At 59.4% G+C, this 15,009-nt stretch carries 17 protein-coding genes; 12 read left to right on the top strand and 5 right to left on the bottom strand.

Going from position 1 to position 15,009, the window contains the following annotated elements; translation table 11 throughout:
- Positions 1-22 precede the first annotated feature (22 nt).
- From AM571_RS03405 to visR, 12 genes are all read left to right on the top strand, one after another.
- On the top strand, positions 23-319 hold the full coding sequence (locus AM571_RS03405; RefSeq protein WP_074060185.1) for an STAS domain-containing protein: 297 nt from the start codon (positions 23-25) through the stop codon (positions 317-319).
- The gene (gene cheY1, locus AM571_RS03410; RefSeq protein WP_003570362.1) at positions 316-681 is read left to right on the top strand and encodes a chemotaxis response regulator CheY1; all 366 of its coding nucleotides are present in this window, start codon (positions 316-318) and stop codon (positions 679-681) included. Before AM571_RS03405 ends, cheY1 begins: the two co-directional genes overlap by 4 nt.
- A gap of 17 nt (positions 682-698) precedes the next feature.
- A complete protein-coding gene (locus AM571_RS03415) occupies positions 699-2,981 on the top strand; it encodes a chemotaxis protein CheA (protein ID WP_074060186.1) in 2,283 nt (760 codons plus the stop codon).
- Positions 2,982-2,984: 3 nt separating this feature from the next.
- Positions 2,985-3,452: a chemotaxis protein CheW gene (locus tag AM571_RS03420; protein ID WP_074060187.1), complete on the top strand. Its 468-nt coding sequence runs from the start codon at positions 2,985-2,987 to the stop codon at positions 3,450-3,452.
- Positions 3,449-4,360 (top strand): protein-glutamate O-methyltransferase CheR, encoded by a 912-nt coding sequence (cheR, locus tag AM571_RS03425; RefSeq protein WP_074060188.1) that lies wholly within the window; start codon positions 3,449-3,451, stop codon positions 4,358-4,360. The genes AM571_RS03420 and cheR overlap by 4 nt, the downstream gene beginning before the upstream one ends.
- Positions 4,357-5,400 carry a protein-glutamate O-methylesterase CheB gene (gene cheB, locus AM571_RS03430; RefSeq protein ID WP_074060189.1) on the top strand — a complete coding sequence of 348 codons (1,044 nt, stop codon included), beginning with the start codon at positions 4,357-4,359 and terminating at the stop codon, positions 5,398-5,400. The genes cheR and cheB overlap by 4 nt, the downstream gene beginning before the upstream one ends.
- Complete coding sequence (locus tag AM571_RS03435) at positions 5,400-5,789, top strand: response regulator (protein ID WP_022718672.1); 390 nt, start codon at positions 5,400-5,402, stop codon at positions 5,787-5,789. Before cheB ends, AM571_RS03435 begins: the two co-directional genes overlap by 1 nt.
- Positions 5,786-6,340, top strand: coding sequence for a chemoreceptor glutamine deamidase CheD (cheD, locus tag AM571_RS03440; RefSeq protein ID WP_074060190.1), 555 nt, complete (start codon positions 5,786-5,788; stop codon positions 6,338-6,340). Before AM571_RS03435 ends, cheD begins: the two co-directional genes overlap by 4 nt.
- A 16-nt stretch (positions 6,341-6,356) precedes the next feature.
- Entirely contained in the window at positions 6,357-6,746 is a 390-nt protein-coding gene (cheT, locus tag AM571_RS03445; protein ID WP_074060191.1) for a chemotaxis protein CheT, read from the top strand.
- Positions 6,747-6,855: 109 nt separating this feature from the next.
- Positions 6,856-8,547, top strand: coding sequence for a flagellar basal-body MS-ring/collar protein FliF (gene fliF / locus AM571_RS03450; protein WP_074060192.1), 1,692 nt, complete (start codon positions 6,856-6,858; stop codon positions 8,545-8,547).
- Between the two features lie 585 nt (positions 8,548-9,132).
- A complete protein-coding gene (visN, locus tag AM571_RS03455) occupies positions 9,133-9,873 on the top strand; it encodes a transcriptional regulator VisN (protein ID WP_074060193.1) in 741 nt (246 codons plus the stop codon).
- A 9-nt stretch (positions 9,874-9,882) separates the two neighbouring features.
- Complete coding sequence (gene visR, locus AM571_RS03460; protein WP_074060194.1) at positions 9,883-10,632, top strand: transcriptional regulator VisR; 750 nt, start codon at positions 9,883-9,885, stop codon at positions 10,630-10,632.
- Positions 10,633-10,689: 57 nt separating this feature from the next.
- Here visR and AM571_RS03465 read toward each other — a convergent pair whose 3' ends face one another.
- The 5 genes from AM571_RS03465 to AM571_RS03485 all read right to left on the bottom strand — a co-directional run bounded on the left by AM571_RS03465 (position 10,690) and on the right by AM571_RS03485 (position 15,007).
- Complete coding sequence (locus AM571_RS03465; protein WP_074060195.1) at positions 10,690-11,130, bottom strand: hypothetical protein; 441 nt, start codon at positions 11,128-11,130, stop codon at positions 10,690-10,692.
- A 5-nt stretch (positions 11,131-11,135) separates the two neighbouring features.
- Entirely contained in the window at positions 11,136-12,215 is a 1,080-nt protein-coding gene (gene flhB, locus AM571_RS03470; protein WP_074060196.1) for a flagellar biosynthesis protein FlhB, read from the bottom strand.
- Positions 12,216-12,344: 129 nt separating this feature from the next.
- Positions 12,345-13,385, bottom strand: a complete 1,041-nt coding sequence (gene fliG / locus AM571_RS03475) for a flagellar motor switch protein FliG (protein WP_074060197.1) — start codon at positions 13,383-13,385, stop codon at positions 12,345-12,347.
- A 28-nt stretch (positions 13,386-13,413) separates the two neighbouring features.
- Positions 13,414-14,001 (bottom strand): flagellar motor switch protein FliN, encoded by a 588-nt coding sequence (gene fliN / locus AM571_RS03480; protein ID WP_074060198.1) that lies wholly within the window; start codon positions 13,999-14,001, stop codon positions 13,414-13,416.
- Between the two features lie 64 nt (positions 14,002-14,065).
- Entirely contained in the window at positions 14,066-15,007 is a 942-nt protein-coding gene (locus AM571_RS03485) for a FliM/FliN family flagellar motor switch protein (RefSeq protein ID WP_074060199.1), read from the bottom strand.
- Between the last annotated feature and the right edge of the window lie 2 nt (positions 15,008-15,009).

The following is a 15,009-nucleotide window of genomic DNA, read 5'->3' on the forward strand; positions in this document are numbered from 1 at the left end:
ACAAGGGGACAAGGAAAAGCTGATGGCAGCAAAGAAGAGTGGGAAGACGCTGAATTTGGCAGCGGTGCTTGACCTCAACGAGGCTTCGGCCTTGCGCGACAAGCTTGTCTCAGCGCGTGGCAGCGATCTTTCGATCGATGCGTCCGCCGTTGAGCGCCTCGGCGGCCTGTGCGCTCAGGTTCTGATGGCTGCGGCGAAGACCTGGAACGAGGACAAACATTCGTTCACCTTCACGAAAGCGTCCGACGCATTTCACAAAACCATGCAGCTGGTTGGCGTCGACATCGACCACCTGCTTGCCAAGGAGATCCGGCAATGAAGAAAAAAGTGCTTACCGTGGACGATTCACGGACCATCCGAAACATGCTTCTCGTGACGCTCAACAATGCGGGCTTCGAGACGATCCAGGCCGAAGACGGCGTTGAAGGCCTTGAAGTCCTGGAAGAATCCAACCCGGACGTCATCGTGACCGATATCAACATGCCGCGCCTCGACGGCTTCGGCTTCATCGAAGGAGTTCGGCGCAACGAGAAGTATCGGGCGATCCCGATCCTGGTGCTGACGACCGAAAGCGACGCTGAAAAGAAGAACCGCGCCCGCCAGGCCGGCGCCACTGGCTGGATCGTCAAGCCGTTCGACCCTGCCAAGCTGATCGATGCCATTGAGCGCGTAACCGCTTAAACCCAGGATTCTCTCCTATGGATATGAACGAAATCAAAGAGATCTTTTTCCAGGAATGCGAGGAACAGCTCGCCGAACTGGAAGCCGGTCTCATGAAAATGAATGATGGCGATCGCGATCCGGAAACCGTCAACGCGGTGTTCCGTGCCGTCCATTCGATCAAGGGCGGAGCCGGCGCCTTCGGTCTGGACGATCTCGTCGCCTTCGCCCATGTGTTCGAGACCACACTTGATTGCGTTCGTTCCAACAGGCTTGAGCCGTCACAGGATGTCCTGAAGGTCATGCTGAAGTCGGCTGACGTGCTTGCCGACCTCACCAACGCCGCCCGCGACGGCGGCAGCGTCGACGAGGGCCGCAGCCGGGGTCTGGTGAAGGAACTGGAAGCGCTGGCGAACGGAGAGCTGCCATCTCCTTCCACAGCCGCTGAAGTGCCGGCGCCGAAACCTGCCGCAAAGGTGGCGCCTGCCCTCGCGGCTGCGGCGCCGGCCCCTAAGGCAACCGATGACAGCGGCTTCCAGCCGATACCCTTCTCCTTCGACGATTTCGGCGACGAGGAAGAGGTCGGTTCCGGTATTCCCGTCTATGAAATTGCCTTCAAGCCACGCTCCGACCTCTATTCGAAGGGCAACGACGCCACGCTTCTGCTGCGCGATCTCTCCCGCCTGGGCGAGATGAGCAGCTACTGCAACATGGACGATCTGCCGGGCCTCGACGATCTCGATGCCGAGGCTGCCTATTTCAGCTGGAATATCACGCTGAAGACGGACAAGGGAGAGGATGCCATCCACGCGGTTTTCGAGTTCGCCGAATGGGATTGCGATCTGAGCGTTAAGGAGGTCGGGGCCGAACCTTCTGTGTCGCCCAACGACGAACTGCCGATGATCCCCGTTCCCTTCGACCTTTCGATCCTGGATGAGGGTGCTGCCGAGGCACCGACGGAGCCGAATTCGGATGCTGCAGCTGCCGTTGCCGCCGCCGAGACGGTCTCAAACGTCACCCAGATGGCAGCCGCCGCAGCTCGTGTCGAAAAGAAGGAAGCTGCTGCTACGGCTGCCGCAAGCGCTGCCGCCGCTGCCCAGAATAATGCCGCAGCCGGCCAGACGATCCGTGTCGATCTTGATCGCGTCGACCGCCTGATCAATCTCGTCGGCGAGCTTGTCATCAACCAGGCGATGCTCTCCCAGAGTGTCATCGAGAACGACACGACCGGCACCTCGTCCATCAACATGGGTCTCGAAGAGCTGCAACAGCTCACCCGCGAGATCCAGGATTCGGTCATGGCGATCCGCGCGCAGCCGGTTAAGCCGGTCTTCCAGCGTATGTCGCGCATCGTTCGCGAAATCGCCGACATGACCGGCAAGACCATTCGTCTGATCACCGAAGGTGAAAACACCGAAGTCGACAAGACGGTCATCGACAAGCTGGCCGAACCACTGACGCACATGATCCGCAATGCGGTCGACCATGGCATCGAAACGCCGGAGAAGCGTGCGGCAGCCGGCAAGAATACCGAAGGCACGGTTCGTCTGACGGCAAAGCACCGTTCGGGCCGCATCCTGATCGAGCTCGCCGACGACGGCGCCGGCATCAATCGCGAGAAGGTTCGCCAGAAGGCAATCGACAACGACCTGATCCCCGCCGACGCCAACCTTTCGGACGAGGAAATCGACAACCTGATCTTCCTGCCCGGCTTCTCGACGGCCGACAAGATCTCCGACATTTCGGGGCGCGGCGTCGGCATGGACGTCGTCAAGCGCTCGATCCAGGCCCTTGGCGGCCGCATCAACATCACCTCGCGTCCGGGCCATGGCTCGGTCTTCACGATGAGCCTGCCGCTGACGCTTGCCGTCCTCGACGGCATGGTGGTCACGGTCGCCGGCCAGACGCTTGTGGTACCGCTGACCGCCATTGTCGAGACACTGCAGCCGGAAGCTGCTGCCATCCATTCATTCGGGGCCAACCACCGCCTGATCTCGATCCGCAACAGCTTCTGCCCGCTGGTCGATGTCGGCCGCATCCTGAACTTCCGCGCAACGCAGGCAAACCCGGTCGAAGGCGTCGCACTGCTCGTCGAATCGGAAGGCGGCGGTCAGCGCGCCCTTATGGTCGATGCGATCCAGGGCCAGCGTCAGGTCGTCATCAAGAGCCTTGAGGCGAACTATACGCATGTACCGGGCATCGCTGCGGCAACGATCCTCGGCGACGGGCGCGTGGCGCTCATCCTCGATGTCGATGCCGTGGTCGGCGCTTCGCGCGGCCAGGCACTGAAACCCGAAATGTCGTTGGCAGCAGCTGGATAGGTCATGTCGCATACCGTGAAAAATCTGAGCCAGGGGGATCGCGAGCTTATCGCGTTCCGCATCGGCGACCAGGAATTTTGCGTCAACATCATGTCGGTTCGCGAAATCCGCGGCTGGACGCCGGCAACGGCGATGCCGCATTCGCCGGCTGACATGAAGGGCATCATCAACCTGCGCGGCGCGGTGCTGCCGATCATCGATCTTTCGGCACGGCTCGGAATGAAGCCCGCCGAGCCGTCGGTACGTCACGTCATCATCGTCGCGCAGGTCCGGCGGAAGGTCGTCGGCCTGCTCGTCGACGCAGTCTCGGACATCCTCACCGTCACCGATGACAATATTCAACCGACTCCGGAAATTACTTCCGACACAGAGCGCCAGTTTGCCCGCGGCATTCTTGCGATCGAAAAGCGGATGATCTGCCTCGTCGAACTGGAAGCACTGTTTCCCGATACCGAAAGCGAAGCTGCATGAATGCGTCGAGTGCAAAAGATCTCAGGCAGGGGAACCCGGAAGAGGTCCTGGCGAGCGGCGAATATCCGCTGACGCGCCGTGACCTCATGGAAATCGCCGCGATGATCTACTCGGATGCTGGGATTTTCCTGAACGAGACCAAGGCTTCGCTGGTCTATTCGCGTCTTTCCAAGCATATCCGCAATCTCGGCCTTTCAGGTTTTCGCGAATACTGCTCGCTGGTTTCTTCGCCTTCGGGCGCTGCGCCGCGCCGCGAAATGCTTTCGCATCTGACGACCAACTTCACGCGCTTCTTCCGCGAGAACCATCACTTCGAGCACCTGCGGGACCACGTGCTGCCGGAGCTTCTCAGTCGCGCCAAGACGGGCGGGCGAGTCCGTATCTGGTCGGCGGCATCTTCCGACGGGCAGGAGCCCTATTCGATTGCGCTGACGGTGCTTTCGATGATGCCCAATGTCGCCGACTACGATTTCAAGATTCTTGCGACCGACATCGACCCGAAGATACTGAATCTCGCTCGGGCCGGCTGTTACGACGAGACGGCTCTCGAAACCGTATCGCCGGCCATGCGCAAGCAGTGGTTCACGGAAGTCAACATGGATGGGCGCCGCAAATTCCAGGTCGATGACCGCCTCAAGCGCCTGATCACCTACAACGAGCTGAACCTGATGGCGCAGTGGCCCTTCAAGGGCAAGTTCGACGTCATCTTCTGCCGCAACGTCGTGATCTACTTCGACGAACCGACGCAGATGAAGATCTGGTCGCGCTTTGCCGAACTGCTGCCGGAAGGCGGACATCTTTACATCGGCCATTCTGAGCGCGTTTCCGGCGAAGCAAAGCACGTCTTCGACAATATCGGCGTTACCACCTATCGCCACACCACGAACGGATTGGGGAGAAAGGGATGAGCGCACCGGCAAGAGTTCTCGTCGTTGACGACTCTCCCACGATGCGTGGGCTGATCAGCGCCGTCCTGAGTTCCGATCCGGACGTCAATGTCATCGGCCAGGCGGGCGATGCGCTGGAAGCGCGCGAAGCGATCAAGAAGCTCAATCCCGATGTCGTCACGCTCGACATCGAGATGCCGAACATGAACGGTTTGGAATTTCTCGAGAAGATCATGCGGCTTCGCCCCATGCCGGTCATCATGGTCTCCACCATGACCCACCGCGGCGCCGAGGCCACGCTCGCCGCGCTCGAGATCGGGGCCTTCGATTGCGTCGGAAAGCCTGCCCCAGGCGAGCCGCGTCCATTCGGCGATCTGGCCGAGAAGGTCAAGGCTGCCGCGCGCACGCAGCGCCAGTTCGTGCAGCCGCCAGCTGTTCCGGTTCCGCCGGTATCGGTCGCCGATTTCCGGGTCGGCCGCAAGATCGTTGCGATCGGTTCGTCGACCGGCGGCGTCGAAGCGCTGATCGCGGTGCTGCAGAAGTTCCCGGCCAACTGCCCGCCGACGGTCATCACCCAGCATATGCCGCCGGCCTTCACGAAAAGCTTTGCCGACCGCCTCAATCGTCTCTGTGCTCCGGTCGTTGAAGAAGCGAAGGATGGCGCACGTTTAGAGATTGGTAAGATTTATCTGGCACCAGGCGGAGAGCGTCATTTACAGGTCGCGAATGCGTCCGCACCCTGTTGCCGTCTCGTCGAGCGCGATCCGGTAAACGGCCACCGTCCCTCCGTCGACGTTCTCTTCGATTCCGTTGCCGAACTTGCCGGACGCAATGCGGTCGGCGTGATCCTGACAGGCATGGGCCGCGATGGTGCGGCTGGCCTCTTGAAGATGCGCCATGCCGGCGCACGCACTCTCGGACAGAACGAAAAGACTTGCGTCGTCTATGGGATGCCGCGAGTGGCCTATGAACTCGGTGCCGTTGAGCAGCAGCTGCCACTGAATGCCATCGGCGAAGAAATACTGAAAATGACAGCCGCCCGAAAGGAAGGAACAGAATAATGTCGATTGCGGAGAAAATCAAAGTTCTGATCGTCGACGATCAGGTCACGAGCCGGTTGTTGCTCAGCGATGCGCTGACCCAGCTCGGCTTCAAGCAGATCACGGCTGCCGGCGACGGCGAGCAGGGCATGAAGATCATGGCCCAACAGCCGCATCATCTGGTGATCTCGGACTTCAACATGCCGAAGATGGATGGTCTCGGTCTGTTGCAGGCCGTACGCACCAATCCTGCAACCAAGAAGGCTGCCTTCATCATCCTGACTGCTCAGGGAGATCGTGCTCTCGTGCAGAAGGCCGCCCAGCTCGGCGCCAACAACGTGCTTGCCAAGCCCTTCACCATCGAAAAGATGAAGGCGGCGATCGAAGCCGTGTTCGGAGCGCTGAAATGAACGTCGAGGCGGCAGCCCGCCGCGTTCATATCATTCAAGGCGAATGGAAGGTCCTGAATGATCCGACCGCGGTTTTGACGACCATTCTTGGTTCGTGTGTGGCTGCCTGTCTGCGCGATCCCGTGGCAGGTGTCGGTGGTATGAACCACTTTCTGCTCCCAGGCACGGGCAACACGGCGATGAGTGGCGGGGACGCGACGCGCTATGGCGTTCACCTGATGGAATTGCTGATCAACGGCCTTCTGAAGCAGGGCGCGCGCCGCGACCGCCTGGAAGCCAAGATTTTCGGCGGGGCAAAGACGATCTCGACGTTCTCCAATGTCGGCGAACAGAACGCTGCCTTCGCCATGCAGTTCCTGAAGGATGAAGGTATCCCGGTCGTCAGTTCCAGTACCGGCGGCGAACACGGCCGCAAGCTGGAATACTGGCCGGTTTCGGGCCGCGCGCGCCAGTACCCGCTGACCGGCGCTGAAACGCAGAAGACGGTGGCTCTCGAACAGCGACCTGTCGCCCCCCAAAAGCCGGTCGAAACAAGTATCGAGTTTTTCTGATGACGAGGGTTTTTCTATGACTTTCAGTGGAACGATAGAGGTGCCTTCGCCGGTCGAAGCGCTTCCGGACATCCTCATGCGTATCGTTTCCGAACTGCACGATGTCGCCTATCTCATCGAGCGCATCGAGCCGCAGCTTCTCGAAATCGGTGGCGCCGATGTCCTGCACTCGCCCGACAGCATGAAGATCATGCAGGGCATCGATCTTGCCGTCCAGAAAACCCGCGGTCTTGCTGAATTCATTGACACGATCACCGGCGAAATTCCGCAGAGCTGGGCTGTCGACGTCGCGACCGCGCTCAGCCTGGTCAAGCTTGCCGAAATGCAAAAAGCGCTCGGCGGTGCCACACGCCACGGCCATTCCCAACCGCTCAGCAAGGCTGCCGGCGACTTCGATTTCTTCTGACTTGAAAGCTCCCGAACTGCCCTGACGAAACGCTCGCACAAGTTTCGCCGTCTATCAACAAATGAGGCAATAAGCCTGTTTTGTCTTTGACGGATCGTGCGAGAACAGAATGAATCTGTTAAATCAATTAGTTCAACTCATTAAGAACTTGGGTTCGCTCGGGCGGACACGCTTGTTGGCGCTCGCTGGCGTTGGCGTTTTTTCAATTGCAATTATCTTGGCTGCTGCCTTTTTCGTTAACAAGCCGGCGCAGGAAACGCTCTATGTCGGCCTTGATACTCCTGACCTCAACCAGATCAGCATGGCCCTTGCGGAAGCCAATATCGGCTTCCAGGTCGGTTCGGACGGCTCAAGCATTACCGTGCCTGCCGGCATGACGGGCAAGGCCCGCCTGCTGCTTGCCGAGCGCGGCCTGCCCAACAGCGCGAATGCAGGCTACGAACTCTTCGACAATGTCGGCTCACTCGGCCTCACCTCCTTCATGCAGGAAGTCACACGCGTGCGGGCGCTCGAAGGCGAAATTGGCCGCACCATCCAGTCCATCTCGGGCATCACCGCCGCTCGCGTCCACATCGTCATGCCGGAAGTGGGAAACTTCCGTAAGGCGGAACAGAAGCCGACAGCCTCCGTCATGATCCGGGCGAGCGCTGCGGCAGGCCGAAGTGCCGCCACCTCGATCCGCCACCTCGTCGCCTCGGCCGTGCCTGGGCTTGATGTCGATGACGTGACGATTCTTGATTCCGCCGGCCAGTTGCTCGCATCTGGCGACGAGGCAAGCAACAGTTCGCTGAACCGCTCGCTCAACATCGTCCAGAACGTCCAGCAGGAAGTCGAATCGAATATCGACAAGGCCCTGGCTCCCTTCCTCGGCATGGACAATTTCCGCTCCAGCGTGACTGCCGATCTCAACACGGATGCGCAGCAGATTCAGGAAACCGTCTACGATCCGGAATCAAAGGTGGAGCGCTCCGTGCGCACGACGAAGGAAGCCTCGCAGTCGCAGCAGAAGCAGTCCGATAACGCAACGACCGTCGAGCAGAATGTTCCGCAGGCCGCACCCGAGCAAGGTGGCAGCAATAGTCCGGAATCGCAGGACAAGTCGGACAAGAAGGAAGAGCAGACCAACTACGAGATCAACAGCAAGACGACGGCCACGACGCGCAACAGCTACGAGATCGAGAAGCTCTCGATCGCCGTTGTCGTCAACAAGGGTCGTATCGCCCAGATGGTTGGCGAACCTGTCGATCAGGCCAAGATCGATGCTTATCTAGCCGAGATGCAGAAGATCGTTTCTTCAGCGGCCGGTATCAGTGCGGATCGCGGCGACGTCGTCACCGTGACGGCGATGGACTTCCTCGAGAACCAGCTTCTCGAAGATGCCGCCGGCGGCGTTCGCGTCATCGATATGCTCAGCCGCAACCTGGCCGGCATCATCAACTCGCTGGCCTTCCTGGGCGTCGCCTTCGTGGTGGTCTGGATGGGCGTGCGGCCTCTGGTGCGCAGCATCAGCAGCAGCGGTGCGGGAACCATCGGCGACACGTCTTCAGAAAGTGTCGGCCTGGAACTGCCTGACTTCGCTCCGGCCGGCGGAGCGGCTGGCGGAGGCGCGCTCATGGACGGGTTCGGCTCGGACTTCGGCTTCGACAGCACCGAAGACCTGCTCAGCCTGGGCGACGACGACGGAAACTTCAACCGCCGCGTCAAGGAGGGCCCGGAGCGGAAGCTCGCGCGAATGGTCGAGATCAACGAGGAACGCGCGGCAAAAATCCTCAGGAAATGGGCAGTGGACAACGCCGCGTGAACGAAAGGCCGGGAGACCGGCCATTCTTGACCTTTTCAACCACCCGCTTGCCCGATCACGGACTTGTTATCGAAAGCTGCCGCGGGGCCATATTTTGCACATGATTGAATGGGGCATCGATTATTTGCCAGATCAAGGCGGGTGCGTAAGTCGCTCTTTGCATAATTAAAGATCAATCGCTTGGCGGTACGCCTGCTGAAGCCAAAAAACTTACTCGGCAAATACATATTCATTTGAGACGCGCCGCTTAGGCGAATTTGTTCTCGATAGTCAGAACAAGGTCGTCGATGTTTGAAGTAGATATGAATTGTGGCGCAGAAGTACTTATATGGCGCTGGCCCGAACGGAGTGTTGTTTGCGATATCGAGAGAATCACAATAGATTCCAGGCCAGCTAATCAAGCGATGTCTGAGCGCGAATCACGCGCACGGAAAGCGGCAAGAGTAAATCCCAAGAACTCAGATATGGTAGTTTCTATCGTCTGACTTACCCTTGGGTGATTCGTTTAGTCATTGCCGCAGGCCGCGACGGCCCTGCGCAGACACTGCCTTGCAGGAACGGGCACTCAGCTGCGGGACGTTGCCGATGGATATGCGCATACTGCTTAAGGGCGAAAATCAGGCCGCGAACTTTGTTGGTCTCCAGACCGTCAATCTTTGCTCTCGCGAGGAGCTTATTGGGCAGCTCAGCGAAATTGCCGTTAGCGGTAGATTGCAGCTCGCGCTTCGCACGCTAACGGACTACGTCGGAGCGTCGCATTACCTGCTGGCACGATCAGACCTCATACAGGAGGCCGGCCTCGATTTCATCGTATCCTCGGACTGGCCGTTCGATCTCGTGAAGGCCCTGGCGACGTCACTGACGACGAGCTATGCACGCACGACCGAGCTCGAAAAGTGCATGCAGCTCTTCCAGCCGAATTTTACGCTTCTGCCCGACAATGCCGAGGTGCCGGATGGCGCCAGCCGCCAGTATTGTTCCTTGACCTTGAATGTCGGCCGTTCGCGGCTGTCGCTGATGTTCCTTTTCGATGACGGCTTCATCCTGTCGCCGGAGCGGCTGAGGGACGTGGGCCTTCTTGCAGGCTATCTCGCAAGTTCGCTCCGGTGCGGAGGCGCCCGGCCGGAGCGCGATTTCGAGCTGACGGAACGGGAACTCGAATGTCTCTTCTGGATCGCCGAGGGCAAAACCAGCGATGAGATCGCGATGATCCTGGGCATCTCCCGCAATACGATCAACAACTACATTACGAGCGTCATGCGAAAGACGGCGACGAAAACTCGCTCCGAGGCCATAGCGTTTGCGGTGAGAAACAATCTCGTCTGAGGGGAATTTATGGGGCATTCGTCAAACAGGGCGATGGGTAGTACCGAACACATACGCAGCGTGCGCCTGAACAGGCTAAGCAGCCGCTCCGACCTCTTCCCGCGGCTGGTCGCGATGCAGAAACTGGCGGATGCCCAGAATTTTGCAGTCTACCGGATGAGCGGCTCGGGTCTGCCGGTGAAGCAGCGTCTGGTCTGCGAACTGGAAAACTGGGGACCTTCGGCAGCGGCGGCCTCAAGCAAGGCCCTTGTGGACAGTTACGGCGACGCGCTGCTGGACCATATCGAAAAGTCCCTCCTGCCTGTGTCCTGGGCTGGCGGCCATGATCGCGCCGCGCCCGGCTCTGCCAGTTTCGCGCCGTTCATGGCCCGGCTGATGGATGGCATTCTGCCCTTTTCAGGCCTCGCGTTTCCGGTGCGGCTCGGTGCTGCAGGAAATGGCTTCGTCGTCTTTACCGGCGACTATCTTGATCCCGGCAGCGACATGATCGTGGAGCTTCACGGCCGCAGCTGCCAGATCATGATGGATCTGCTCTCGCTGGACGAACGCCGCGCGGCGGCGGCGGAAGCGTTGAGCGAACGCGAGATCGCTTGCCTGCAACTTGCCGGCGACGGACGCATCAGCGAAGAGATAGCAGACAAGCTCGGCCTTTCGGTCCATACGGTCAATGCCTACCTCGGCTCGGCGACGATCAAGCTGGATTCGGTCAATCGCATCCAGGCAATCGCCAAGGCCATTCGCCTCGGCTACATCAGCTGACAAGCGCGGGCCGGGCGGACCAGCCGGGCTCTTTACGCTTCATGTCGGAGGGATCCATCAGCCCGCAAGCGCCTGCAGCGAGCGGGTATTGTACCGGCTTTCGCGCAGGCTTCGTTCGAGAAAGGCCGTGTTCACGTCTGGATCGGCAGACGGTTCATGGAAGGCGATGTGATTGATGTCGATGCCAGCATGCTCCTCGGCCAGGGTCAGCTGCGCATAGACCGTCACGCCGTGCGGCTTGATCTCGAGATCGAGGACGACCTCAGGCTTGCCACCCCATTCTAGCGTGTAGTTGCCTCCAAGTCCGAAATTGACCGTGCCAGGATGAAAGAAGAGCTCCGCGGCAGACGCCACCAGATCGGCGATGCTGCCGTAATACTCGAAGCGCAGCAGCGAAATCAGATCCGAAGCGTCGAGAAGCCGAAGCTCGGTCGCAACCGGGCTGATGGCTTCGGCAAGAATTCGTTCACGCTGAGAAGAGTAGGGGCATTTCTTCATTCGGCTTATCTTACCCGTTTGTTCCTGGCGTCGGCGGCATATACCCGGTGAATGAGCTCTGCCACTGCCTTGTAGAATACTGATGGGATGACACTATCGATCGAGACTTGCGCAAACATGGAGCGTGCAAGGGGTGGATCTTCGAAAACCGGAATTCCGTTCTTTTCGGCTATCTCTCTGATTTTCAAGGCAATGAGGTCCTGACCCTTGGCGAGAACCACTGGCGCATCGTTTTCTTCGCGCACGTAGCGCAAGGCCACGGCATAGTGCGTCGGGTTGGCGATGACGAGCGTGGCGCGGTCGACATTGGCAATCATGCGGCGGCGAGCACGGTCTCGCATCAGCGAGCGCTGGCGACCCTTCACGAAGGGGTCGCCCTGAGCCTGCTTGTTTTCCTCCTTGACTTCATGGCGCGTCATCTTGAGTTCGCTGAACCAGTGATGCCGCGACCAGAAGAAGTCCGCGATCGCAACGACGGCCGTCGCCAAAAGCACGACCAGCACGATCTTGCGCATGATCGTCATCGTCCGCTCGAAGAAGGTTTGCGGGTCGGAGAACATCGCGTCGATCGCGTTGAAATATTCGCTCTTCAGCACGAAGAACATGATCACGCCGACGATCAGGATCTTGAAGAGCGACTTGCCGAATTCGACCAGGCCAGGCAGGCTGAAGATGCGCGAAAAGCCCTTGGCCGGAGAAAGGCGCGACAGCTGCGGACGGATGCGTTCGAGAACCGGAGTGGGAAGGTTCTGGCTAATGGATGCCACGACGCCGAAGGTCATGAACAGCAGCATGGCCGGCGTGAGCAGCACGGCGCTCACCCAACCGAGATGCACGAAGAGTGACATCGCGTCCGGCCCGGTCTCGATCTTCCATTGGTCCGGCTGCTCGAAGATGTCGCGGAGCGATTCGCTGACGCGGCTGATGCCGTCAGGCAGATAGAAGGTCAGATAGATGAAGGTCGCAAGAACAGTGGCAAAGATCGGCACTTCGCGAGAGAAGGGCGTATTGCCCTTCTCTGCCGCGTCGGCCTGCTTTTTTGCTGTCGGGGCTTCTGTTTTGCTGTCCTTGTCTTCATCAGCCAAGTCCGCGGCCCTCCATCAATGGAAAGGGCCGCAGCATGGCGCGGCCCGTTCTGAAAAGCGTAGTCTTGTGGTCGATCGCGATCAACGCTGTGAGCTGCCTCTCGTCGGGTTGTCAACAGAAGCAGACGCTTAGGCGGCTGCCGGCGCTTCGCTCCCCGTCTCCTTGAGCTGGATCTGGCCGGAATTTGCCAGACGAATCGCTTCTTGGGCGACAGCACGCCGCGCAATGGCGATCTCGCGGGGATTGATGCCGACAGTGCCGCTCTGCAGGTCCGATTCGATCATTCGTCGCTGGCGCGGGCTGATCGAGGACAGAACGGCTTCGCGGATTTCGGGCGACGCGCCGCGCAAGGCCATGGTCAGAATGTCGGCGGAGATATCGTTGAGCAGCATGACGCGGCTGCGCTGCGGCATGAAGAGAATGTCGTCGAAGAGGAAGATCTTCGGGCGAACCTTGTTGACGGATTCGCGGCTGATCGACTCCAGCGACGTGAGCAATGTATCGACCTGCGGCTTGTCCATCTCGTTCATGAGTTCGGCAACCTTGTTCGAGCCGACCGAATTCTTCTCGGCCTCGACCTCGGCCAGCAGCGTCATCACCTGCTTTTCGATGATCTGCGCCACCTTGGGGCTGACGGATTTCAGGTTGACGGTACGGTTCATGATGTCGGCGCGGCGGCTGTCGGGAAGCTGCATCAGCACCTTGGCACCGAAGGAAGACGGCATCATCGAAAGGATATAGGCGACGGTCTGCGGATGTTCGCGCAGCAGGAACTTGCCGATGAAGGCCGGGTCGCCCTCGCCGAGTCGGTCCCAGATTGAGGTTTCGTATGCCTGGAATGCGGTGCGGCGACCAAGAAGGCTGTCCACCTCGTCCGGTGTCAGGCCCTCCTCGAGAATGCTCTCGATGGCCTTGGCATTGTCCATAAGGCCGGCGCCTTCGGTGAAAAGATCTTCGAATTCGGCTACCAGACCAAGAAGCTCATCCGGCGGAATGGCCCGCAGAGCCTGTGCGGAGGAGATAATCGTCTGCAATTCGGCCTGGGTGAAATACTTCAATAGCCGGCCTGCGACTCCCTTCCCCATAGCGAGGAGTACAGCCGCTGCCTTTTCAGCCTGGGTCAACGGTTTCCCGGCAAGTGCGCCGCCGAAATCGTCAAAGTCCATCATGGTCTAACCTCTCCGCCCCTAACCGGGGTCAGGCTTTTTTTGTGCTCAAAACTTCTATCAGCTTAACCCCGAAGCGGGTGTCGTCATTCTCGAGCACGGTGATTTCGCCACGTGCGATCTTGCGGCCGTTCACCATGATTTCAACCGGCTCGCCAATTTTCTTGTCGAGGGCGATGGTCGCACCTTCGTTGAGATTCATCAGGCCGGAAACCTGCATGCGGCTGCTGCCGAGCATGATCTGGACGTCGATCGGAATGTCCATGATCAGTTCGAAGTTCGAAGACAGCGCGCTGCCAAGCGGTGCCGGTTCGGCGCTTGCCGCCGACAAACCGGTATCGCCGAAATTCGAAGAACCGCCAAAGTCGCCGCCGCCCAACTCGCTGCTGTCGAAGGATGTCTCGGCTGCGCCATCGCTTCCAAAGTCGCCGAAGGCCGCCAGGTCGGTGCCGGTTCCGCCGCCGAATGCATCGGCCTCTTCGCCCAAGTCCGCGAGTCCGCCGTCCGAATCCTGCTTCAAAACCCCGCGCAGATCATCGATCGCCTGGTCGAGGTCGGCTTCGTTGCCCGCAAGCTCCAGTGACAGATCGTCGTTCTGTTTAGTTTTTTTCGTAGCCATGAAATCACTATTCCAGTTGAAACTTGCCTCAAACTGCCGTTGCAGCCGAAGGGAGGGGAGCCGATCAATTCATCAAATGCCGGATGAGTTCGTCGTCGGAGCTGATCGTATCTTTGACCCTGACGGTATAATTTTCGCCGGAACGCCCGAACTCGCACACATACAATTCCTTGCTGTTAGCACTGACCTCGACACGGACGTCGCCGGTATCGCGGAACGGAATGACATCGCCCGGCGCGAGCCTGGAGATGGTGCGCAGCGTCAGATCCTGAAGGCGGATTTTCGCGTCGAGCGTCACATTAGAACGGTGGACCTGTTCGGTGAGCTGTTCGGTCCACTCCGTGGACTTGGCGGACTGGTTCGTTGCCTTCGGTGCTGAGATCTGCGTCTTCAGCAGTGGCGCCTGGGGCACGATGACCGAGAACTCGGACGCAATGCCCGAAAGCGTGATTGACATGTTGATGGCCGAGGCGAATTCGTCTGCCATGTCGCTGGAGGGATGGGCGCGCAATTCATGCGGATGCGGCGGCCCAAGACTGGGTTCGAAGCCGCCCGGCGCATTGACGGCGGAACGCAAGACATTGGCGATCTTCTCGAAAACCATGACCGCCAGTTCAAGTTCGATGACCGAAAGCGATCTATCGGCCGGCTGCTCGATCGTATCGGAGGCAGCCCCAAGCAGGTTTTCCATCAGTGTGATGACGAAGCTGTTGCCGCAGGAAAAGGTGATATTCTGCGACCAGTTGCGCAACGTCGCCTCGACGAGGGTGACGTTGGTGTCGAGGTCGGCGATCAGATCGTTCTTGTAGCCGGAACTGCAGCCGATATAGGCAACAGCGATATCGAGCCCGGTTTCACTCTTGAAGACATCCGGCAGGAATTCGCGATAGACCTCCGACAATGAAGCGCAGAGCTTTTCTATGGTCGCCCGGTCGCCGAGGCGTCCCGTCAGCTTTGCAAGAAGGACCGGATCCATTGCCGGTCTTTGAGGGGAAATGTTGCTCATGG

Origin of the sequence: Rhizobium etli 8C-3 (assembly GCF_001908375.1) — a bacterium.
In the GTDB taxonomy this organism is placed as follows: domain Bacteria; phylum Pseudomonadota; class Alphaproteobacteria; order Rhizobiales; family Rhizobiaceae; genus Rhizobium; species Rhizobium etli_B.